Source organism: Nocardioides immobilis (assembly GCF_003515065.1).
GTDB classification, from domain to species: domain Bacteria; phylum Actinomycetota; class Actinomycetes; order Propionibacteriales; family Nocardioidaceae; genus Nocardioides; species Nocardioides immobilis.
The window spans coordinates 1-19,853 of the sequence record NZ_QXGH01000012.1; the positions used below are offsets into that span (position 1 = coordinate 1).

Sequence of the window (19,853 nt, forward strand, 5' to 3'; positions counted from 1 at the left end):
CCCGGCGCCCGTTCCGGTGGCAGCAGGTCCGGATCGCGCCGGTGGGCAGCTTCATCATCGTCACCGAGCCGCTGGGCAAGGAGGTCTGTGATGAGCTGATGCCGACCCGGCGGATGGCCTCGGACTCGAAGAACCTCCTCTACTACTTCCGGATCACCCCCGACCACCGGCTGCTGTTCGGGGGCCGGGCCCGGTTCGCGATGTCGAGCCCGACCTCGGACGAGAAGAGCGGGCGGATCCTGCGCGAGGCGATGACCAGCGTGTTCCCCCAGCTCGCCGCGACCAAGGTCGACTACTGCTGGGGTGGTCTGGTCGACATGAGCATGGACCGGATGGTCCACGCCGGGGAGAAGGACGGCCTGTTCTACTCCATGGGCTACTCCGGACACGGGGTCCAGATGGCCACCCACATGGGCAAGCAGATGGCCGAGTACCTCAACGGCACCCCCCAGGCCAACCCCTGGCGCGACCTGACCTTCAAGCGCATCCCCGGCCACTTCGGACCCCCCTGGTTCCTCCCCTTCGCCGGGGCCTACTACAAGTTCCAGGACCTCATCAAGTAGCGCGCGCTGCGGGATAGACGATGATGACCACACACGACCGAAGCACCGGGAGCCCGGGATGCTGATCTTCTTGATTCGACGGACGCTCGTCCTGGTGATCACCCTGCTGATCGTCTCGGTGCTCGCGTTCCTCATCCCGTACGCCGGCGAGGGCGACCCGGCGCGGAAGATCCTCCGCGCGCGGGTCAACGACCCCGCGCTCGACCAGTCCCAGGTCGACGCTCTCACCAAGGAGCTCGGCCTCGACCGGCCGATCTACGAGCAGTACTTCGAGTGGCTCGGGAACACGATGACCGGAGACTTCGGGTTCTCCTACACCAGCCGGGTGCCGGTCTCCGAGATGGTCGCGCCGGCCCTGTCGGTCTCGATCAGCCTCGCGCTGGCAGCGCTGCTGCTGGCACTGGTGTTCGCACTGCCGCTCGGGATCGTCGCCGCCACCAGACGGGGCGGGAAGATCGACAACGTCATCACGTTCCTCTCCCAGAGCGCGGTCTCCGCGCCGGAGTACTGGGTAGGCCCGGTGCTGGTGCTCATCTTCGCGAAGCACTTGGGCTGGCTGCCGTCCGGCGGGTGGTCGGGCCTCGCCTACATCGTGATGCCGGCGTTGGCGCTGTCGCTGCGGCCGATGGGCTACTTCACCCAGGTGACCCGCGCCGCGATGACAGAGGTGCTGGCGGCGCCGTACATCACCGCCGCGAGGAGTCGGGGACTCAGCTTCCCCAAGACCCTCGCCCGCCACGGCATGCGCAACAGCATGCTGCCAGTCATGACCTTGTTCTCGTTCTGGTTCGCCGGTCTCCTCGGCGGATCGGTGGTCATCGAGGTGATCTTCAACATCCCGGGGATGGGCCGGCTGCTCTACACCTCGGTCCTCAACAACGACGTGCCGGTCATCCAAGGCGGGATGATGTGGATCCTCACCCTCGCTGTCGTGATCAACACCATCACCGACCTGCTGTACGGCGTCCTCAACCCAGCGATCAGGGTGACCCATGGCTAACTCGACGCTCACCACGCCCCCGACCCGCAAGCGCGAGCCGTGGCACCTGTCCGCGCCGCCCTCGCACCGGCCGAACATCTTCCTGGCCACCGTGCGCAACCTCCTGCACCGGCACTGGACGTTCGAGGTCGGAGCAGCACTGCTCCTCTTCGTCCTCCTGGTCCTCGTCCTGACGCCCTGGATCGCGCCGCACGACCCGGCGAACCAGGATCTCGCCAACCGGCTCGCCGGCCCGTCCGCCGATCACTGGCTCGGGACGGACCATCTCGGTCGCGACGTGCTGTCCCGGCTGATGTGGGGCGGCCGGTTCTCGGTCACCATCGCCGGGATCACGCTGGTCATCTGTGTCGTGTCGGGCACCATCCTCGGCGCGCTCGCCGGGCGTCGCGGCGGCTGGATCGACGAGGTCGTGATGCGGACCGTCGACGTGCTCGTCTGCTTCCCCGACGTCGTCATCGCGCTGTTCCTCATCGCCCTCTTCGGTACCGGCTACGGCACCTTGATCGCCGCGCTCAGCATCGCCGGCTGGACGCCGTTCGCCCGGCTCATGCGCGGTCTGGCGCTGGAGATCAACGCCAAGGAGTACATCGAGGCCGCCGAGATCCTCGGCTCACCGAAGTGGTTCATCCTGTTCCGGCACGTCATCCCCAACGCCCTGCCCCCGGTCGCGGCGATGAGCTTCCTGCGGTTCGGCCACAAGCTGATCACCGTCGGCGCTCTGTCGTACCTGAGTCTCGGTGTCCAACCGCCGGACTCCGACTGGGGAGCGATGCTGCTCGACGCACAGCCCTACATGGAACGTGCGCCCTGGGTTGGCATCCTTCCCGGCGCGGCGATCTTCATCACGGCGCTCAGTGTCACCATGATCGGACAAGGTCTCGACGTACAGAAGAAGCGCCGCACGACCGCACGAACAACAGGGCCGTCAGGAGCGCCGGCCGAGGAGCCGGCGTCCCGCACCGCAATCGAAGAGGGAGAAGCTCTATGAGCTCAGAAACAGTTCCTACGCAACTTCCGCGGGCGACCTACGCCTCGATGGTGACCGAGCGCCTTCGGGACAGCATCGTCAACGGTTCACTCGCGCCGGGTTCGCAGCTGAGCGAGGCTGAGCTGGCGACGCGGTTCGGCGTGAGTCGGGGACCTGTCCGAGAAGCGCTCCAGAGGTTGATCCAGGAGGGCCTGGTGCGGGCCGAGCCGCACCGCGGCGTCTTCGTGCCGGTGCTGACCGAGGACGACGTCCGGGACATCTACCTGGCACGCGCGGCGCTCGAGTCTGCCGCGGTCCAGCACATCATCACCAGCTCCAGGTCCGAAGCGGCTGCGGACGACCTCGACGCCATGGTGAAGCTGATGGCGGAGGCAGAGGCAGCCGATGACTGGGAGGCCGTGGGGCGCCACGACCTCGACTTCCACTCGGCGCTGGTGGCCGCGACCGGCAGCGAGCGCCTGCAGCGGATGTTCAGCACGGTGATCTCCGAGACGCGCCTCTGCCTCGGCGTGCTGACGTCTGCCGACGCGCGGAGCGACCTCGTCGACGAGCACCGTCAGATCGCGGCCATGATCCGGAAGCGCCAGACCGACAAGGCGCTCGCCGTGCTCAAGCAGCACTTCGACGACGCTGTCGTCACGATCAAGAGCCGCGAGCCGGATCCCGAGGAGGACGCGGGATGAGCGCGGCGCCGATGCCGATCGATCGCGGAATGCCCGCCTCTTCATTCGGCGAGCCGTTGCTCGAGATCAAAGGCCTGCGCGTCGACTTCCCCGAGGTGGGCGACGGGCCGGCGATCGACGGCATGGACCTGACCGTGCGCCGCGGGGAGATCGTGGCCCTGGTGGGGGAGTCCGGATCCGGCAAGAGCCTGACCGCGCTCACGATGATGGGCCTGCTGCCGCCAGGAGCGCAGGTCACGGACGGGACGGCATTGCTGGACGGCGAGGACGTCCTGAGCATGTCCCCGAAGCGGCTCAACAAGGTGCGAGGCAGCAAGGTCGCGATGCTGTTCCAGCAGCCGAAGGTGATGCTGGACCCGACCGCACGCGTGGGCGGCCAGGTGGCGGAGGCGCTGCGGCGTCATCGCGGTGTGGGCCGGCGCGAGGCCAAGGCGCGCGTGGTACAGATGTTGAGGGACGTCGGCATCCCCGAGCCCTCCCGTCGGGCCTCGGCCTTCTCCTACCAGCTCTCCGGCGGGATGGCTCAGCGCGTGATGATCGCAGCTGCGCTGTCCGCGGACCCGGAGCTGGTGATCGCCGACGAGCCCACGACGGCCCTCGACGTGACCGTCCAGGCCCAGATCCTGGACCTGCTGCGTCGCAAGCGCGACGAGCTGGGCCTGTCCATCCTCCTGATCACCCACGACCTCGGCATCGTGTCGACGATGGCCGACCGGGTCGCCGTGATGTACGCCGGCCGGATCGTGGAGGACGGCACCACGGCAGACATCTTCAGCTCGCCCCAGCATCCCTACACGGAGGCGCTGATCAAGGCATCGCTGCTGGAGGCCGACCGAGGCAAGCTGTTCTCCATCCCCGGCAGCATTGCCCATGCGCGGGCCATGGAGCGCGGCTGCCGGTTCCTGCCCCGGTGTCCCAAGGCGGCCGAGCTCGGCATCAGCGACATGTGCAGCGGCGCCGAGCCCACCCTGCACACGTGCGGCGAGCACGAGCACCACAGCCGCTGCCACGCGGCGCCCGAGCACGCGGAGGCGTCATGATCACCCCACTTCCCAGCACCGTCGTCCAGCCCGAACCCGCACCGGCCCCCGTCCCGTCGCAGCCGCTGTTGACCCTGGACGGGGTGGTGAAGCACTACCCGGCCGGCCGGGGGAAACAGGTCCACTCCGTTGACGGGGTGTCGCTGGAGGTTGGAAAGGGCGAGGTGCTGGGCCTCGTCGGTGAGTCCGGCTGCGGGAAGTCGACGCTGGCCAGGACCATCCTGCGTGCGGTCTCGGCCACCGCCGGGCAGATCACCTTCGACGGCGAGGACATCACCCGGGTCAAGGGCGCCCGGCTCAAGGCGCTGCGTCGTTCGATGCAGTTCGTCTTCCAGGACCCCTACGGTGCGTTCGACCCCAAGATGCGACTCGGCACCAGCCTGGACGCCCCGCTGCGCCACCACGGGATGAAGGACAAGGCGGAGCGCCGCGGGCGGATCGCCGAGATGCTCGACCGGGTCGGGCTCGAGGAGGAGATCCTGGACCGGTTCCCCCGTGAGTGCTCCGGCGGCCAGCTGCAGCGGATGGTGATCGCCCGGGCACTCCTGCTCAAGCCGAAGTTCCTGATCTGCGACGAGCCGACCTCTGCGCTCGACGCGTCGATCCGGGCGCAGATCCTCAACCTCCTGGTCGAGCTGAAGGACCAGCTGGACCTGACCCTGGTGCTGATCTCCCACGACCTGCGGGTGGTGCGCTACCTGTGCGACCGGGTCGCGGTCATGTACCTCGGTCAGATCGTGGAGGTGGCGATGCGTGACGATCTGTTCAGCAACCCCCGCCACCCCTACACCCGGGTGCTGCTGGCTGCCTCGCTGGCCGAGGAGGAGAAGACGGGCGAGCACGAGCTGGTGTCCCAGCTCAGGGGTGAACCTCCCAGCCCGATCGACCCTCCGGCGGGATGCCGGTTCCACCCCCGCTGCCCGCTGGCCCAAGAGGTCTGTCACACGGTCGTTCCCGAAGCCGCCCGTCCGGGCGAGGGACACCTCGTCACGTGCCACTTCTGGGACCAGTGACGCGACCATTCACCGACCAGCGCGACACCGAGAGGCGAACCAACGATGGGGCGCGGACACGACCACCACGACCACCAGGACCATGGCGAAGGTGACCACGGCCACGGCCACGGCCATGGCCTGAGCGCGCTGGATGCGGTCAACGCCGGTGCCCGCTACCGGCGCCCGCTGCTGATCGCCTTCCTGCTCACCGTCTCCTTCGTGGGCGTCGAGTTCACCGTCGGCATCCTCTCCGGCTCCTTGGCCCTGCTCTCCGACGCGGGCCACATGCTGTCCGACGCGGGCGGACTCGGCATGTCGCTGGCCGCGATCACCCTGGCCAGCGGCGGCACCGCGGCCGCGCACCGCACCTTCGGCTGGTACCGCCTGGAGATCCTCGCCGCCCTGGCCAACACCGTGCTGCTGTTCGCCGTCGCCGGCTACGTCGTGTACGAAGCCATCCAGCGGTTGGACGGGGACCACGAGGTCGCCTCCACCCCGATGATCGTGGTCGCGATCCTCGGCCTGGTGGTCAACCTGATCGCCTTCCGTCTCCTTGCCGCCGGTGCTCAGGAGAGCCTCAACCTGCGCGGTGCCTACCTGGAGGTGATCGCCGACGCTGTCGGCTCGGTCGGGGTGCTCATCGGCGCGGCGATCATCGCCTTCACCTCGTGGTACTGGATCGACTCCCTGATCGCCATCGGCATCGGGATCTTCATCCTGCCCCGCGCCTACAAGCTCGGACGTGACGCGCTTCGGATCCTCGTCGAGTCCGCCCCTGCCCACATCGACGTCGACCATGTGGCGACCGACCTCCAGGCGATCCCGGAGGTCGAAGAGGCCCACGACCTCCACGTCTGGACCATCACCTCTGGCATGGACGCCGTGAGCGTCCACCTCCAGGTCCGCCCCGACGCCGACATGCACGCGGTGCTCGACCAGGCACGCGAAGTGCTGCGCGACCGCCACCAGATCAGCCACGCCACCGTCCAGGTCGAGCCCACCAACCACACCGGTTGCAACCTCGTCCAGTGGTGACGGGGTTCACCGGATAGCCCGTCGCCGATCGACCGGCGACCGTCTCGACAACGACAGAACAGGAGCTTCGGCATGCCGTCGCGCGCCCGCACCGAGCAGGACTTCCTCGGCGAATGGGAAGTACCCGCTGGGGCCTACTGGGGAGTGCACACCGCACGTGCCCTGGAGAACTTCCCGATCAGTGGCACACCCGTGTCCACCCATCGTGAGCTGGTCGCCGCCCTGGGAGCGGTGAAGCAGGCCGCGGTGCGGGCGAACCAGGAGCTGGGGCTGATCGACCACCGTCGTGCCGAGGCGATCGACCAAGCCTGCCAGGACGTCCGCGACGGCCTGCTGGACGACCAGTTCGTCGTCGACGTCGTCCAGGGCGGAGCCGGGACCTCGACCAACATGAACGCCAACGAGGTCGTGGCGAACCGGGCGCTCGAGCTGCTCGAGCTCCCCGCCGGCGCGTACGACGAGATCCACCCGCTCGACCAGGTCAACCGCAGCCAGAGCACGAACGACGTCTATCCGACGGCGGTGAGGCTGAGCCTCCTGTCGGCGCTCGACGGTCTCTCCACGGCAGTACGCCGGCTCAGCCAGAGCTGTCACCAGAAGGCCGGTGAGTTCTGGACGGTCCCGAAGGTCGGCCGCACCCAGCTGCAGGACGCCGTACCGATGACGGTCGGGCAGGAGTTCGCAGCGTGGGGCGCGACCCTCGCCGAGGAGGAGGCCCGCATCCAGGACTCCCGACTCCTGCTGTGCGAGATCAACCTCGGCGCCACGGCGATCGGCACGGGCATCACCGCGGACCCGGCGTACCGCGAGGCGGTGTGCCGGCACCTCCGGCAGATCACCGGTCTGCCGCTGGTGACGGCGACGAACCTGATCGAGGCGACGTCGGACACCGGCGTCTTCGTCCAGCTGTCCGGCGTCCTCAAGCGGACGGCCGTCAAGGTCTCCAAGATCTGCAACGACCTGCGGCTGTTGTCGTCCGGGCCGCAGGCCGGCTTCGGCGAGCTCCGGCTCCCGGCCCGACAGGCGGGGTCCAGCATCATGCCCGGCAAGGTCAACCCGGTGATCCCGGAGATGGTCAACCAGGTCGCCTTCGCCGTCGTCGGCAACGACGTGACCGTGACCATGGCGGCCGAGGCGGGACAGCTCCAGCTCAACGCGTTCGAGCCGGTCATCGCCCACGTGCTGCTCCAGAACATCGGCTGGATGACCCGGGCCTTCGAGCGGCTGGAGACCCTGTGCCTCGACGGGATCGCCGTCAACGACGACGGCCTGCGCACCATGAGCGCGAGAAGCGTCGGCGTGATCACCGCCCTCACCCCCTACATCGGCTACGCGGCGGCCGCGGAGATCGCGAAGACCGCGCTCGCCGGAACGGGCGAGATCCGGCAGCTGGTGCTCGCGACCGGTGCGGTGACCGAGGAGGCCCTCGACGTCCTGCTGAGCCCCGAGCGGTTGGCCGGCATCACCAGCTCCGGCACCGGCCCGCAGGACGTCGCGGCTCCGTGAGGCCCTGGCGCTAGCTCGCCGCCGTGTCGGCCTTCCGCCACGCCGCTCGCGCCAGCAGGCGGAGCCCGTTGAGCCCGACCACGATGGTCGAGCCCTCGTGGCCCGCGACCCCGAGCGGCAGCGGAAGGATCCAGATCACGTCCCAGACCACCAGCACCGTGATGACGGTCGCGGCGAAGGCGAGGTTCGCCTTCACGACCCGGTGCGCGCGCCGCGAGAGTCCGACGACCTTCGGGAGGGTGGAGAGGTCGTCGCGCACGATCACCGCGTCCGCGGTCTCCAGCGCCAGGTCCGAGCCGTGGCGACCCATCGCCACGCCGAGCTCGGCTGCGGCCATGGCCGGCGCGTCGTTGACGCCGTCGCCGACCAGGAGGACGCGGTGGCCCTGCTCCTGGAGGGCGCGAACCTCCGCGACCTTCTCGTCGGGCAGGAGGCCTGCTCGTACGTCGACGATGCCCACCTCCTCGGCGAGCCGGCGAGCGGCCCGCTCGTTGTCACCAGTCAGCAGGAGCGGGCTGCGACCGGTCATGGCGGCCAGCCGCGCAACCGCCTCCCGAGCGCCGGGACGCACCCGGTCGGCGAGGGCGAGGACCCCCACCGGCGCGCCGTCCGCGACGACCACGACGGCGGTGCGGCCGGCCTCCTCGAGCAGCGTCACCGACAGCCTCGCCTCCGCGAGCTGGTCGGCAGACGCCCCGGGGAGGTCGGCCAGGAGCGCGGGAGAGCCGACCCGGACCCGGACACCGTCGACGAGAGCGGTGACACCGCGGCCGGGCGTCGAGGAGAAGTCCTCGGTGTGCGGCACCGGGACGTCGTGCTCGTGGGCCGCCGCGACGACCGCGCGCGCCAAGGGATGCTCGCTGGGGCGCTCCGCGGCGGCGGCGAGGGCGAGCAGCCGCTCGGTCGACATGCCGGCGCTGCGGACCGGCTCGATCTCGGCCACCCGGGGAGTGCCCTCGGTGAGGGTGCCGGTCTTGTCGAAGGCGACCACGTCGACGACGCCGAACTTCTCCAGGGCCACCGCGGACTTCACCAGGACGCCGTGACGCCCGGCGTTGGCGATCGTGGACAGCAGCGGAGGCATGGTCGCCAGCACCACGGCGCAGGGGGAGGCGACGATCATGAACGTCATCGCGCGCAGCAGCGTGGGCTCGAACGCCGCACCGAGCGCGAGCGGGATGCCGAAGATCGCCAGGGTGGCCACGACCACGCCGACCGAGTACCGCTGCTCCATCTTCTCGATGAACAGCTGGGTCCGCGCCTTGGTCTGCGAGGCCTCCTCGACCATCGCGACGATGCGTGCAACGACCGACTCCTCGGCAGGACGGTTCACCACGACCTTGAGGGCCCCCGTGCCGTTGAGCGTTCCCGCGAAGACCTCGTCGCCGACCGCCTTGGTCACCGGCAGCGGCTCGCCGGTGATGGAGGCCTGGTCGACCTCGCTGAGCCCCTCCACGACCTCGCCGTCGGCGCCGACGCGCTCGCCCGGCCGGACCAGCACCAGGTCGCCGACGACGAGCTCGGCCGTGTCGACGACCTCCTCGTCGCCGGTGTCGCTCAGCCGGGTGGCGCGCTCCGGTGCCAGGTCGAGGAGGGCGCGGACCGAGTCCTCGGTCCGCCGGGTCACGAAGGCCTCCAGCGCCCCGGAGGTCGAGAAGATGACGATGAGCAGCGCGCCTTCGAAGACCTGTCCGATCGACGCCGCGAGCAGGGCCGCGACGATCATCAGGATGTCGACGTCCAGGGACTTCTCGCGGAGGGCCTGGAGGCCCGAGAGCGCCGGCTCCCAACCGCCCGCCGCGTAGCAGGCCAGGTACAACGTCCACCACACCGGCGCCGGCGCACCCAGCAGCTGGCACACCGCGCCCACGAGGAAGAGGGCGGTGGCCAGCCCGGCCCACCGGACCTCCGCCATCGAGAGGACGGACCACAACCGGGACCGGCGTGCGGTCCCGGGGGCCGGTGCGCCGACCCGGTCACGGGGCGGCGCGGACAACGTGGACGTCATGGGGACTCCCTCTGCGTTCGATGCGGACGAGGGACGAAACTAACAGATGAAGAGATGTTCATACAAGACGATAAATCGGTGTATGCTCCCGGCCATGGGCCATGGAGTTGACGGACGTGTCGCGCGGACGCGCCTCGACCTTGCTGCGGCGAAGTCCGTCGCCACGACGCTGCAGGCACTGGCCACCCCGAGCAGGCTGCTGATCCTCGGCCGCCTTCGCGAGGGGCCTGCGACCGTCGGCGAGCTGGCCGAGGCGGCGCAGATGGAGCAGTCCGCGGTCTCCCACCAGCTGAGGCTGCTGCGCAACCTCGGCCTGGTCGACGGGGTCCGGCAGGGTCGGTCGATCGTCTACTCGCTCTACGACAACCACGTCGCCCAGCTGCTCGACGAGGCGATCTACCACGCCGAGCACCTTCGTCTCGGCGCCCCCGACCGGCCGGCCGCCGGGGAGTGACGGCCGGCCTGGGCGCGCTCAGGCGCCTGCCGGGACCTTCGGTCGACCGGCGGCAGCGGGTGCGGTGCTGTCCGCCTCGTGGTCGGTGAGGGGCCGGAACCGCCGCAGTCGGAGGCTGTTCGTCACCACGAAGACCGAGGAGAACGCCATCGCGGCGCCGGCGAGCATCGGGTTGAGCAGGCCCGCGGCCGCGAGCGGCAGAGCCGCGACGTTGTAGGCGAACGCCCAGAACAGGTTGCCCTTGATCGTCGTGAGGGTACGCCGCGACAGCCGGATCGCGTCCGCGGCGACCCTCAGGTCCCCACGGACCAGGGTCAGGTCGCTGGCCTCGATCGCGACGTCGGTGCCCGTCCCCATCGACAGCCCGAGGTCGGCCTGGGCGAGCGCAGCAGCGTCGTTGACGCCGTCGCCCACCATCGCCACGACCCGGCCCTCGGCCTGCAGCCGCTTGACGACGTCCACCTTGTCGGCAGGGAGGACGTCGGCGATGACCGAGTCGTCGGACACGTCGATGCCGACCTCCCGAGCCACGGTCATCGCGGTCGCGCGGTTGTCGCCGGTGAGGAGCACGGGGCGCAGTCCGAGTGCGCGCAGCTGGGAGATGGCCTCGGCTGAGGTCGGCTTGACGGCGTCGGCGACGACGAGCACGCCGCGCGCCTGACCGTCCCACCCGATCGCGATCGCCGTGGCGCCGTCGTTCTGAGCGGCGGTGAACGCCTCCGCGAGGTCGGCGGGAAGCGGTTGCGACCACTCCTCGAGGAGCCGGGGGCGGCCGACGAGGACGGCGTGGCTGTTGTCGCCCGCCACGACGACTCCCTGGACACCCAGTCCTTCGATGTTGGTGAAGTCCTCGACGGCGGGCAGGGGTCCGAGCCGTTCCCGGCCGGCGTCGGAGATCGCCCGGGCGATGGGGTGCTCCGAGGCGTCCTCGACGGCTGCGGCGAGGCGCAGGACCTCGTCGGCGTCCTCGCCGCCGGCGGCGACGACGTGCTGCAGCGTCATCTGACCCGTCGTGACCGTGCCGGTCTTGTCCAGCACGATGGTGTCGATCCGGCGGGTCGACTCGAGGACCTCGGGGCCCTTGATCAGGATGCCCAGCTGGGCACCGCGGCCGGTGCCGACCATGAGCGCGGTCGGCGTGGCAAGCCCGAGCGCGCAGGGGCACGCGATGATGAGCACGGCGACGGCAGCCGTGAACGCGGCCGCCGTACCTGCGTCAGCGCCGACCCAGAACCCGAGCGTCGCCGCGGCGAGGACGATCACGATCGGCACGAAGACGCCCGAGATCCGGTCGGCCAGTCGCTGCACCTGCGCCTTGCCGTTCTGGGCGTCCTCGACCAACCGGGCCATCTGCGCGAGCTGGGTGTCGGAGCCGACGCGGGTCGCCCGCACGACGAGCCGGCCGCCGGCGTTGACGGTGGCGCCCACCACCGTGTCGCCCGGGCGGACCTCGACCGGCACCGACTCACCGGTGAGCATCGATGCGTCGACCGCGGAGCTGCCGTCCTCGACCACGCCGTCGGTGGCGATCTTCTCGCCCGGGCGGACGACGAAACGGTCGCCGACCGCGAGCTGGTCGGTGGGGATCCGGACCTCGGCGGGGCCCCCGGGGCCGTCGCGCAGCACGGCGACGTCCTTCGCGCCGAGCTCGAGCAGGGCCCGCAGGGCGGCACCTGCTCGCCGCTTGGAGCGGGCCTCGAAGAACCGGCCGGCCAGGATGAACGTCGTCACCCCCGCCGCGGCCTCGAGGTAGATGTTCCCGGATCCGTCGGTCCGGGCGACGGTCAGCTCGAACGGGTGCGTCATGCCCGGCGTGCCGGCGGTGCCCCAGAACAGCGCGTACAGCGACCAGCCCAGCGCGGCGAGGGTGCCGAGCGAGACCAGGGTGTCCATCGTCGACGTCCCGTGGCGCAGGTTGACCCACGCGGACCGGTGGAACGGCCAGGCGCCCCACACCACGACGGGTGCGGCGAGGGTCAGCGACAACCACTGCCAGTTCGTGAACTGCCACGCGGGCACCATCGCCAGCGCGATCACGGGAACCGTGAGGACGGCCGAGACCAGGAGTCGCTGCCTCAACGGCGCGGTCGGGTCGGGCTCTCCGTCCTCGCCCTGCGGCTCGGCCTGCTCCGGGCGGGGGAGCGCTGCGCCGTAGCCGGCCTGCTCGACCGTGCGCACCAGGTCCGCGGGGTCGAGGTCGCCCGGGAAGACCACCTTCGCCTTCTCGGTGGCGTAGTTGACCGTGGCGGTGACGCCGTCGAGCTTGTTCAGCTTCCGCTCGATCCGGTTGGCGCAGGAGGCGCACGTCATGCCCGTGATCTCGAGCTCGACCTGGTTGCTGGAGGTCGACATGGTCTCGGAGCCGGCTAGGGCGCTCATCTGGTTCTCCTTGGTACGACGGTCAGTGTTCGTCGCCGGAATGGGGCTCTTCGGTCTCTTCGGTGTCTTCGGGCTCTTCGCCCGTCGACTCCTCGGACGGCGCCGTCTCGCTGGCGGTGGCCGTGAAGGCGGCCGTCCGCACCACGCCGCCGTGCTGGAAGTCCAGGTACAGGTGGTAGCGGCCGGCGCTGGGCACCTGCGCGTAGAAGACGACCTCCGGCCCGGGCTCGGTCACGCCGTCGTCGGGAGTGCCTTCGGGGTGGACGTGCAGGTAGGCGAGGTCGCCGGCCCGGAGCGCGACCAGGTGTCCGTAGGCCCCGAGGTAGGGCTCCAGGTCGGTGACCGGCTCGCCCTTGCGGGTGACGGAGAGGGTGAGCTTCGCCTCGCTGCCCGCGGCGAGGTCGCCCTCCAGGGTGACCTCGTAGGGGCCGACCCGCGCAGTCCTGGAGTCGGTCGTCGCCAGGTCCGGCCGGTACGTCCCGCGCACGGCGAGGTCGTTGCCCAGGGTCACGGGGTCAGCACCCGTGGCCTTGAAGTCGGCGAAGAGGCGCCACTGACCGGAGGTCAGGTCCACGCGGGTCCGCCAGGTCCCGTCGGAGTCCATCACCGGGTGCACGTGCTGGAAGCCGGTGAAGTCGCGGCGTACGGCGATCAGGTGCAGCTCCTTCTCGTGCTCGAGGTCGTAGTCCGTCACGGGCTCGCCATCGGGACCGACGATCGTGAACGAGACCGGCACGGAGGAGCCGGGGGCGGCGGTGGTCTGGTCGAGATCGAACGTGTAGCCGTTCTGCGAGACCATCAGCCCCTTGGGGATGTCAGAGGCAGCCGACATGTCCATGTCCTCCATGTCCATGCCGGCCATGTCCTCACCGGTGTCCTCGGCCATGTCCATGTCCTCGTGGTCCGCCGACGCCGGTGCGTCGACCGGGCCGAACAGCCTGCCCACGCCGATCGCGCCGGCGAACACCGCGGCCACGATCGCTACGAACGCAATGAGCTTGGTCGTGACGCTCATGCGAGCTGGTACCCCGCATCCTCGACCGCCGCCTTCACGGCGGCGTCGTCGACGGGCTCGGAGCTGGTCACCGTCAGGCTGCCGCTCTCGAGCACGACGTCGACGTCCTCGACACCGGGGATCTCCTGGACCTCCTCCGTGACGGACGCGACGCAGTGCGCGCAGGTCATCCCGGTCACGGTGTAGCTCTTGCTGCTGCTCATCGGGCTGATCTCCTTTCGGTCTCGCGACTCTCAGTCCGAAGATACCCCAGGTGGGTATCTCGATCAAGAGCGCAGTGAGTGCATAGATACGGATACGGGGTATATTGGCGGCATTCAGGACGAGATGGAGAGCGCGATGGCTGAGACGCCGCACCAGCACGGCTACATGCACCGCAAGGACGACTACCTGACCCGGCTGCGACGCATCGAAGGGCAGGCGCGGGGTCTGCAGCGGATGGTGGAGGAGGAGAAGTACTGCATCGACATCCTCACCCAGATCTCGGCCGTGACGAAGGCCCTGGAGTCCGTGGCTCTGGGTCTGCTCAACGAGCACCTGAGCCACTGCGTCATCGACGCCGCCTCCGTAGGTGGCGCCGAGGCCGAGGTCAAGCTGAAGGAAGCAACCGACGCGATCGCCCGTCTCGTTCGTTCGTAGCTCGCCGTCCGCCTGCTCGATCCGACGTCAGCGCGAGCGGATCTCGGCGCGCATGATCACGCCGCCGACGTTGCGCTCGACCGCTGTGCTCCAGGCGCGAGCACCGCATGCGCACGCAGCGCCGGCGGCATTCCTGAGGAGGCCCGCGAGGGAGCTGCCGAGGCTCAGCCGGCTCATGCGGCGCCCTCGTCGTCGTCTGACGGGTCACAGGCCACCCGGTCCTCGGTGAGAAAACCAACACGTGAGTGGGTGGAGTCGCAGAACGGCTGGTCCTTGGATCGACCACACCTGCAGAGCAGCACGATGCGCTGGCCCTCGAGGTCGTACTCGTCCCCGTCGGGATCGAGCAGTCGGAAGGTGCCTTTGAGCTGGAGCGGACCGTTCCGCACCGCCTTGACACTGGTCGGTCGTGGCTGTCGCTGAGCTGAATCGGTCATGGTCACTTTCCTCCGGGTGTCGCTTCAGGGGTTCTCGCGGTCTGTCTCTCGAGCTCTGCTCGGTAGGGCGTCAGGCCGGCGGTGTGGTTGACGGCGACGGCGCCGACCAGCCGGCCGCGAAGCGTCCGCTTCGCGACGAAGCGGTGATCCTCGAGCGTCCCGTCGACGACGGTCGTGGCGTCGCCCACCCCTGGCAGACCGACGGCGCGAATCTCGAAGCCGTGTTGCTCCGTGCCGAATGAGGGGACGGGTGCAGACCCTGCTGCCGCTGAGCCGAGAAGTGTCGCCGCCGCGATCTCGGCGTGACCCGCGGCGGCGGTCCAGTGCTCGACCCTGCGAGCGATTCCGCCGACCAGCGGTTGTGGGGCTCGCGCGACATCCCCCACTGCGACGACGCCGGCCACAGGAACGCCGTACCGGTCGAGGGCCGTCAGAGAACCGTCGGTCCTGACGCCGCCGTCGCTGTCGAGGCCGCTCTCTCGCAGCCATCCTGTCTCAGGAACCGTCCCCAGCGCGGCGACCACAACGTCGGCCCTCGCCGCCCATCGATCACCGCTCGACCGATCCTCCAGCACGGCGGTCGCCTTCTTGCCCCGCCAGGTCTCGGGTGACAGCGACAGCACCACCGTCGACGTACGCAGCTCGACCCCGCGGGCCCGATGGAGCCGTGCGCAGTAGGCAGAGATCTCCGGACCCAGCGCGCCCAGCATCGGGCCCTCGGTCGCCTCGACCAAGGTGACCCGGTGGCCACGCGCGACCGCGACGGACGCGACCTCCGAGCCGAGGAGTCCGGCTCCGATGACCAGCACCTTCTGGTCGGGCGCGGCCAGCGCCTGGTGGAGCTGGACGCAGTCCTCGAAGGTGCGGATGTGATGCACGAGGGGGCCGACGCCGCTCGGCCGGAGGCGCCGAGCACTTGCGCCCGTCGCGATCACCAGTCCGTCGAACCGCAGACGCTCTCCGGTGTCCAGACGCAGGTGACGGTCGGTCAGGTCGAGGTCGGTGGCCCAGTGGCCCGTGATCCAGCGCGCATCGAGATCGACCGTCGAGGGGAGCACGAGGCTCTCGAGCTCCGGTCCCCGGACGAGTGCGGCTTTCGTGAGTGGCGGACGGTCGTACGGCGGGTGCGGCTCACGGCCGACCAGGGTGAGGGTGCCGTCGTAGCCGGCTCGTCGCAGCGCCTCTGCCGTCCGGGTGCCGGCCAGCGAGGCGCCGACGATCACGACTTCCCGCACCGCAACTCTCCTTGTAGATTGTCAACAATGGTGCCTCACCATACCCCATCCAGGTATGAAGTCAAGGGTTGCGTATATACGGTACGGGGGTAATCTATGCTCGCCAGTTCCGATCGCAAGGAGGATCAGCAATGACCAACGCCACCACCACCTACACCGTCGCCGGGATGACCTGCAACGGGTGCGTCAACAAGGTGACGAACGCCGTGACCGACGTCCCAGGCGTGGAGGACGTCGACGTCGACGTCTCGACGGGAACTCTTGAGATCTTCGGCAGCGCCGACGACGGCGCGGTCCGCGCGGCTGTGGCGAAGTTGGGATATCAGATCGTCGAGGCCTGAGTCCCCAGGAGGGGCCTTGGCTGCCCGACCGTCAGCGGGGATAGATGGTCCGCAGGTCTTTGCGGACCACTCTTCCTGTGGCGATCAGCCGGAGAAGTGACGCGGTGGTGATCGCTTGGGCTGCCAGCAGGCCGATCAGCACGAGCACCTGGGCGGCACCGGCCTCCAGGGCGCTTCCGCCGCCGAGCAGTACCCCGACGAAGGCACCAGGGAGAGTCACCAGCCCCACCGTGCGGGTCTGGTCGAGTCCGGGGGTGAGTGCTTCCCGCGCGGTCGGCTGAATCACGAGGTGGGCGGCATCGGGAGAAGGAAGACCTAGCGCCAGGGCCGCCTCGTAGGAACCTTGGTGTGCGGTCAACTCGTCGAACGCCCGGCGGCCGGTCAGCGTGCTGGCGGTCATCGCGCCGCCGATGACGATTCCCGAGATCGGGATCACGCCGGCTCCATTGAGCGGGATCACTCCCGAGCCGAGGCAGAGCCCGATGACCGGGCCAGCCCCGCCGGCGATCGCCAGCGCGACCCAGGGGGACTGTTCGCGCGGCGCGCCGAGCCGGCGGTGTGACGTCGCGGTCGCGACGACGAACATGAAGAGCACGAACGCCAGCGACCACCACAGTGACTCGATGATCGTCGCGATGAAGACGGCCACAACCGCCAGCTGCAAGACCGCGCGTATTGCCGCGGTGACGTGGTCCCGCTCGACCTCCAGGCCCGCGAGACGCGAGGTCAATGCAGCCACGACGACCAGCGTCAGGAGGACGACCGCGAGTCGCCAGTCTGGATCTGGTGCGCTCGTCATCGGGTGCACGGCCAGAGCCTGCCAGATGGGGAGAGTCCGCGCCGGTCAGCAGTAGCCAGAGCCGGGCGGGAAAGCTCCGCTTCAACGTGTGAATCGCCTGCCGGGTCGTCACTGAATGACGGTGGGCCTCGCCTTCACGGCGTCCTTGAACACGGTGTTGCCGAGGGAGGTCACCAGGACCAGCACCGACTTCCTCGCGCCGACGGGCGCGGAGAGTCGCGCCTTGACCCTGACCTTGATCTCGAGCTCGCCGTCGGCGGGAACCGGTCCGGTCCGATAGCCGCGGCCGGTCACCTGGCGGGTGATGTTCTCCCCTGCACGGAAGTACCTCACCACCCAGGCCCGCGAGCTCCCCGGCCCGGTGATCCGGAACCGGTCGCTGACGTCGTCGTCGTTCTGCGCCGTGACCACGTAGACCTCTCGCCAGCCGGGCCGCAAGACCGTTCGCCTCGTCTGTCCCTCGCCGGTGGTGTTGTAGATGTCGTCTCCGACGTTGCCCCCGACGTCGCGACGGATCCAGGCGTCGGGCCGGAAGGCCCGGTCGCGCACGCGCATCGCGATGAGGAAGGCATCGTCGGAGTTGCCGACCGTGTCGTAGGCACCGTCCGTCGTCCGCAGGTCGGTCGAGTCGGTCCAGCCGGCGACGTACAGGGCGCCCGCGTGCGGGGCCAGCTGGTAGAGGGTGTCCCAGCCGTTGCCCCCGAAGAAGGTCGAGTACTTCAGGTCTGCCTTCCCCCGCCCGGCGGGAGTGAGCCGGGCCACGATGCCGTCGACCCCGCCGCCGTACGTCCGGTCGAGCGCGCCGACGGTGGTGGGGAAGGCCGCCGACTCGGAGCCGCCGACGACGTCGACGGTTCTACCGTCGACGACGATGCTGTTGACCCAGTCCTCCTTGCGGCCGCCGAGGAACGTCGAGTACCTCAGGTCCGCTGTACCGGCACTGTCGGGCGAGATCCGCGCCACGAACGCGTCGTTCTCCCCGTTGAAGGTCCGGTCGTAGGCCCCGGCCGTGGTGGGGAACCTGGCCGATGCCGCCGAACCGACGATGTAGGCGTCACCGTCGGCAACGGCGATTCCTTCGGCCTGGTCCCACGACGGGCCGCCCAGGTACGTCGAGTAGACGAGGTCCGCCTCTCCCGCTCCACCCGGAGAGATCCGAGTCAGGTAGGCGTCCTTCGGCCCGCCGAGGGTGCGGTCGAAGGCGCCGACGGTGGTGGGGAAGTTCGAGACGTCCCACGTCGACCCGGTGAGGTAGGCGTCGCCGCCGTCCATGGCGATCGCCCACGCGGAGTCGAGGCCGTCGCCGCCGAGGTACGTGGAGTAGACCAGGTCAGCGGCTCCCGCCCCGTCCGGGGAGATCCTGGTCAGGACGGCGTCCGCCAACCCGCCCAGGACGCGGTCGAAGGCGCCCTCGGTCGTCGGGTAGTCGGAGGACTGGGCCTCGCCGGCGAGGTAGGCGTCGCCGCCTTCCACAGCGATCGCTCGGGCGTCGTCGAAGTCGCTCCCTCCCAGGAGCGTGGCGTACGTCAGGTCCGCGCTCCCCGTCGGCTCGAGGGCGAGCCGTGCGAGGAAGGTGTCCGTCAACCCGTTGTGCGACTCGTCGAAGGCTCCGGAGGTCGCGGGGAAGTCAGACGATCTGGTGATGCCAGTGACGTAGGCGTCGCCGCCGTCGAGGGCCATCCCCAGTCCGCTCTCGCTGGCGCTCCCACCGACGACGGCCGACGAGACCAGGTCGGCCGTCCCGGCGCCGTCGGGCGAGATCCTCGAGACGAAGATGTTCGACCCGGAGTCGCTCGGGTACGGGCCCGTCGTGGTCGGGAAGTTCGTCGAGAGGGTGGAGCCCGCGATGTAGGCATCGCCGTCATCGAGGCCGATCGCGTGACCGACCTCGAGGTCGCCCCCACCCAGGTACGTGGAGTACTCCAGGTCGGTGGCCGGGTCGATGACGAGCGGCCGGCGGTGGTCGTAGGCGCCGAGGTCGAAGCTGACGACTCCGTCCACCAGCCGGTAGCGGGCATCGACTCTCCGGCGCTCCCCGTCGATCCGCTGGAACGCGACCGGGGCGCGGTGCACGAAGTCGCCGATGGCCGTCGTGGCCACGAGGTGCCCATCGTCCAGGGCCAGCCCTTCGGCGCCGCGGAGCCGGTAGCCGATCCGGGCCGGGTCGGTGCCCGGCGCCACCACGAAGTCGTACTCCGCGCCGGAGCGGTCGCCCCGGAACACCATGTCGACCCCGGGGTAGAGCCCCTGGTAGCGGACTCGGCCGAAGGCGGGAACACCTCGCTGCCACTTGCTCGGGTCGTCGCCGAGGAAGTAGCTGGACGTGGCGGATTGCGGGGACCTTCCGACCAGTCGCGGCGCGGGGTTCGCACCCACGGGATCGAGCGCCACGGCCACCGCGGGCGCCGGCTGCTTCGTCGCCTTCGGCGAGGCGTCGGCCGCTCGTAGGTCGAACACCGCCCCGTTCTCCGTCAGGAACAGCGTGAACCCCGAGCCCTGAGCCAGGTACTCGACTGCGGCATCGGTCTGCCCGCGGTTGACCTCGAACGCCAACGGCAGCGAGTCGAAGGCCCGTCGGGCCCGATCCTCCATCGCTGCGGTGGTGCCGGCGTCAGGGAAGGCGACCGCCACGTCGTCGGGGTCGAACTGGGTGAACGTGAGCGCGGTGACCGCGGCGGTCACGGCCAAGGTGGCGGCCGCGACAGCTGCTACGGGCCGGGTGAGCAGGTGCAGCAT

20 protein-coding genes are annotated in these 19,853 nt (G+C 69.8%); 11 read left to right on the forward strand and 9 right to left on the reverse strand.

Translation table 11 applies throughout. The features are described 5' to 3' along the window. The 8 genes from D0Z08_RS07295 to D0Z08_RS07330 all read left to right on the forward strand — a co-directional run. Window positions 1-563 (forward strand): NAD(P)/FAD-dependent oxidoreductase (locus D0Z08_RS07295; protein WP_147381357.1); only part of this gene is annotated, 563 nt, incomplete at its 5' end. Window positions 564-621: 58 nt separating this feature from the next. Continuing rightward, window positions 622-1,563 carry an ABC transporter permease gene (locus D0Z08_RS07300; protein ID WP_118924193.1) on the forward strand — a complete coding sequence of 314 codons (942 nt, stop codon included), beginning with the start codon at window positions 622-624 and terminating at the stop codon, window positions 1,561-1,563. Then, a complete protein-coding gene (locus D0Z08_RS07305; protein ID WP_118924195.1) occupies window positions 1,556-2,551 on the forward strand; it encodes an ABC transporter permease in 996 nt (331 codons plus the stop codon). The genes D0Z08_RS07300 and D0Z08_RS07305 overlap by 8 nt, the downstream gene beginning before the upstream one ends. Beyond that, window positions 2,548-3,234 carry a GntR family transcriptional regulator gene (locus tag D0Z08_RS07310; RefSeq protein ID WP_118924197.1) on the forward strand — a complete coding sequence of 229 codons (687 nt, stop codon included), beginning with the start codon at window positions 2,548-2,550 and terminating at the stop codon, window positions 3,232-3,234. The genes D0Z08_RS07305 and D0Z08_RS07310 overlap by 4 nt, the downstream gene beginning before the upstream one ends. Continuing rightward, the gene (locus tag D0Z08_RS07315) at window positions 3,231-4,274 is read left to right on the forward strand and encodes an ABC transporter ATP-binding protein (protein WP_220454094.1); all 1,044 of its coding nucleotides are present in this window, start codon (window positions 3,231-3,233) and stop codon (window positions 4,272-4,274) included. The genes D0Z08_RS07310 and D0Z08_RS07315 overlap by 4 nt, the downstream gene beginning before the upstream one ends. Next, window positions 4,271-5,287 (forward strand): ABC transporter ATP-binding protein, encoded by a 1,017-nt coding sequence (locus D0Z08_RS07320; protein WP_118924199.1) that lies wholly within the window; start codon window positions 4,271-4,273, stop codon window positions 5,285-5,287. Before D0Z08_RS07315 ends, D0Z08_RS07320 begins: the two co-directional genes overlap by 4 nt. Before the next feature lie 45 nt (window positions 5,288-5,332). Beyond that, window positions 5,333-6,304 (forward strand): cation diffusion facilitator family transporter, encoded by a 972-nt coding sequence (locus D0Z08_RS07325; RefSeq protein WP_118924201.1) that lies wholly within the window; start codon window positions 5,333-5,335, stop codon window positions 6,302-6,304. Between the two features lie 72 nt (window positions 6,305-6,376). Then, on the forward strand, window positions 6,377-7,810 hold the full coding sequence (locus tag D0Z08_RS07330; RefSeq protein WP_118924202.1) for an aspartate ammonia-lyase: 1,434 nt from the start codon (window positions 6,377-6,379) through the stop codon (window positions 7,808-7,810). A 10-nt stretch (window positions 7,811-7,820) separates the two neighbouring features. On the opposite strand, the gene D0Z08_RS07335 is transcribed toward D0Z08_RS07330, so the two are convergent. Then, window positions 7,821-9,818, reverse strand: a complete 1,998-nt coding sequence (locus D0Z08_RS07335; protein ID WP_118924204.1) for a heavy metal translocating P-type ATPase — start codon at window positions 9,816-9,818, stop codon at window positions 7,821-7,823. A gap of 94 nt (window positions 9,819-9,912) precedes the next feature. Between D0Z08_RS07335 and D0Z08_RS07340 the strand changes: the two genes are divergently transcribed. Then, window positions 9,913-10,272 carry an ArsR/SmtB family transcription factor gene (locus tag D0Z08_RS07340; RefSeq protein WP_118924697.1) on the forward strand — a complete coding sequence of 120 codons (360 nt, stop codon included), beginning with the start codon at window positions 9,913-9,915 and terminating at the stop codon, window positions 10,270-10,272. An 18-nt stretch (window positions 10,273-10,290) separates the two neighbouring features. Here the strand turns inward: D0Z08_RS07340 and D0Z08_RS07345 are convergent, their stop codons facing one another. From D0Z08_RS07345 to D0Z08_RS07355, 3 genes are read right to left on the reverse strand one after another with little or no spacing between them, the layout of a single operon-like run. Then, the gene (locus D0Z08_RS07345; protein WP_118924206.1) at window positions 10,291-12,651 is read right to left on the reverse strand and encodes a heavy metal translocating P-type ATPase; all 2,361 of its coding nucleotides are present in this window, start codon (window positions 12,649-12,651) and stop codon (window positions 10,291-10,293) included. A gap of 22 nt (window positions 12,652-12,673) precedes the next feature. Continuing rightward, window positions 12,674-13,666: a hypothetical protein gene (locus D0Z08_RS07350; protein WP_118924208.1), complete on the reverse strand. Its 993-nt coding sequence runs from the start codon at window positions 13,664-13,666 to the stop codon at window positions 12,674-12,676. After that, a complete protein-coding gene (locus D0Z08_RS07355; protein WP_118924210.1) occupies window positions 13,663-13,869 on the reverse strand; it encodes a heavy-metal-associated domain-containing protein in 207 nt (68 codons plus the stop codon). Before D0Z08_RS07355 ends, D0Z08_RS07350 begins: the two co-directional genes overlap by 4 nt. Before the next feature lie 136 nt (window positions 13,870-14,005). On the opposite strand from D0Z08_RS07355, the gene D0Z08_RS07360 reads away from it, so the two are divergent. Continuing rightward, the gene (locus D0Z08_RS07360; RefSeq protein WP_118924699.1) at window positions 14,006-14,305 is read left to right on the forward strand and encodes a metal-sensitive transcriptional regulator; all 300 of its coding nucleotides are present in this window, start codon (window positions 14,006-14,008) and stop codon (window positions 14,303-14,305) included. 27 nt (window positions 14,306-14,332) lie between these two features. Here the strand turns inward: D0Z08_RS07360 and D0Z08_RS32005 are convergent, their stop codons facing one another. Genes D0Z08_RS32005 through D0Z08_RS07370 form a run of 3 tightly spaced genes read right to left on the reverse strand, consistent with a single transcriptional unit; the run spans window position 14,333 to window position 15,977 of the window. After that, window positions 14,333-14,482, reverse strand: a complete 150-nt coding sequence (locus D0Z08_RS32005) for a hypothetical protein (protein ID WP_182481214.1) — start codon at window positions 14,480-14,482, stop codon at window positions 14,333-14,335. Next, window positions 14,479-14,742: a CDGSH iron-sulfur domain-containing protein gene (locus D0Z08_RS07365; RefSeq protein ID WP_118924212.1), complete on the reverse strand. Its 264-nt coding sequence runs from the start codon at window positions 14,740-14,742 to the stop codon at window positions 14,479-14,481. Before D0Z08_RS07365 ends, D0Z08_RS32005 begins: the two co-directional genes overlap by 4 nt. Window positions 14,743-14,744: 2 nt before the next feature. After that, window positions 14,745-15,977 (reverse strand): NAD(P)/FAD-dependent oxidoreductase, encoded by a 1,233-nt coding sequence (locus tag D0Z08_RS07370; RefSeq protein WP_118924214.1) that lies wholly within the window; start codon window positions 15,975-15,977, stop codon window positions 14,745-14,747. Between the two features lie 131 nt (window positions 15,978-16,108). Between D0Z08_RS07370 and D0Z08_RS07375 the strand changes: the two genes are divergently transcribed. Further along, complete coding sequence (locus D0Z08_RS07375; RefSeq protein WP_118924216.1) at window positions 16,109-16,318, forward strand: heavy-metal-associated domain-containing protein; 210 nt, start codon at window positions 16,109-16,111, stop codon at window positions 16,316-16,318. Window positions 16,319-16,349: 31 nt separating this feature from the next. Here D0Z08_RS07375 and D0Z08_RS07380 read toward each other — a convergent pair whose 3' ends face one another. Both D0Z08_RS07380 and D0Z08_RS07385 read right to left on the reverse strand, forming a co-directional pair. After that, a complete protein-coding gene (locus tag D0Z08_RS07380) occupies window positions 16,350-17,117 on the reverse strand; it encodes an ABC transporter permease (RefSeq protein WP_118924218.1) in 768 nt (255 codons plus the stop codon). Window positions 17,118-17,225: 108 nt separating this feature from the next. Continuing rightward, on the reverse strand, window positions 17,226-19,853 hold the full coding sequence (locus D0Z08_RS07385; protein ID WP_118924220.1) for a DUF7948 domain-containing protein: 2,628 nt from the start codon (window positions 19,851-19,853) through the stop codon (window positions 17,226-17,228).

Excerpts from the sequence above, each read along its gene's own strand:
- D0Z08_RS07300 (WP_118924193.1), top strand. The coding sequence starts at position 622 with ATGCTGATCTTCTTGATTCGACGGACGCTCGTCCTGGTGATCACCCTG.
- D0Z08_RS07305 (WP_118924195.1), top strand. The coding sequence starts at position 1,556 with ATGGCTAACTCGACGCTCACCACGCCCCCGACCCGCAAGCGCGAGCCG.
- D0Z08_RS07310 (WP_118924197.1), top strand. The coding sequence starts at position 2,548 with ATGAGCTCAGAAACAGTTCCTACGCAACTTCCGCGGGCGACCTACGCC.
- D0Z08_RS07315 (WP_220454094.1), top strand. The coding sequence starts at position 3,231 with ATGAGCGCGGCGCCGATGCCGATCGATCGCGGAATGCCCGCCTCTTCA.
- D0Z08_RS07320 (WP_118924199.1), top strand. The coding sequence starts at position 4,271 with ATGATCACCCCACTTCCCAGCACCGTCGTCCAGCCCGAACCCGCACCG.
- D0Z08_RS07325 (WP_118924201.1), top strand. The coding sequence starts at position 5,333 with ATGGGGCGCGGACACGACCACCACGACCACCAGGACCATGGCGAAGGT.
- D0Z08_RS07330 (WP_118924202.1), top strand. The coding sequence starts at position 6,377 with ATGCCGTCGCGCGCCCGCACCGAGCAGGACTTCCTCGGCGAATGGGAA.
- D0Z08_RS07335 (WP_118924204.1), bottom strand. The coding sequence starts at position 9,818 with ATGACGTCCACGTTGTCCGCGCCGCCCCGTGACCGGGTCGGCGCACCG.
- D0Z08_RS07340 (WP_118924697.1), top strand. The coding sequence starts at position 9,913 with ATGGGCCATGGAGTTGACGGACGTGTCGCGCGGACGCGCCTCGACCTT.
- D0Z08_RS07345 (WP_118924206.1), bottom strand. The coding sequence starts at position 12,651 with ATGAGCGCCCTAGCCGGCTCCGAGACCATGTCGACCTCCAGCAACCAG.
- D0Z08_RS07350 (WP_118924208.1), bottom strand. The coding sequence starts at position 13,666 with ATGAGCGTCACGACCAAGCTCATTGCGTTCGTAGCGATCGTGGCCGCG.
- D0Z08_RS07355 (WP_118924210.1), bottom strand. The coding sequence starts at position 13,869 with ATGAGCAGCAGCAAGAGCTACACCGTGACCGGGATGACCTGCGCGCAC.
- D0Z08_RS07360 (WP_118924699.1), top strand. The coding sequence starts at position 14,006 with ATGGCTGAGACGCCGCACCAGCACGGCTACATGCACCGCAAGGACGAC.
- D0Z08_RS32005 (WP_182481214.1), bottom strand. The coding sequence starts at position 14,482 with ATGAGCCGGCTGAGCCTCGGCAGCTCCCTCGCGGGCCTCCTCAGGAAT.
- D0Z08_RS07365 (WP_118924212.1), bottom strand. The coding sequence starts at position 14,742 with ATGACCGATTCAGCTCAGCGACAGCCACGACCGACCAGTGTCAAGGCG.
- D0Z08_RS07375 (WP_118924216.1), top strand. The coding sequence starts at position 16,109 with ATGACCAACGCCACCACCACCTACACCGTCGCCGGGATGACCTGCAAC.
- D0Z08_RS07380 (WP_118924218.1), bottom strand. The coding sequence starts at position 17,117 with ATGACGAGCGCACCAGATCCAGACTGGCGACTCGCGGTCGTCCTCCTG.
- D0Z08_RS07385 (WP_118924220.1), bottom strand. The coding sequence starts at position 19,853 with ATGCTGCACCTGCTCACCCGGCCCGTAGCAGCTGTCGCGGCCGCCACC.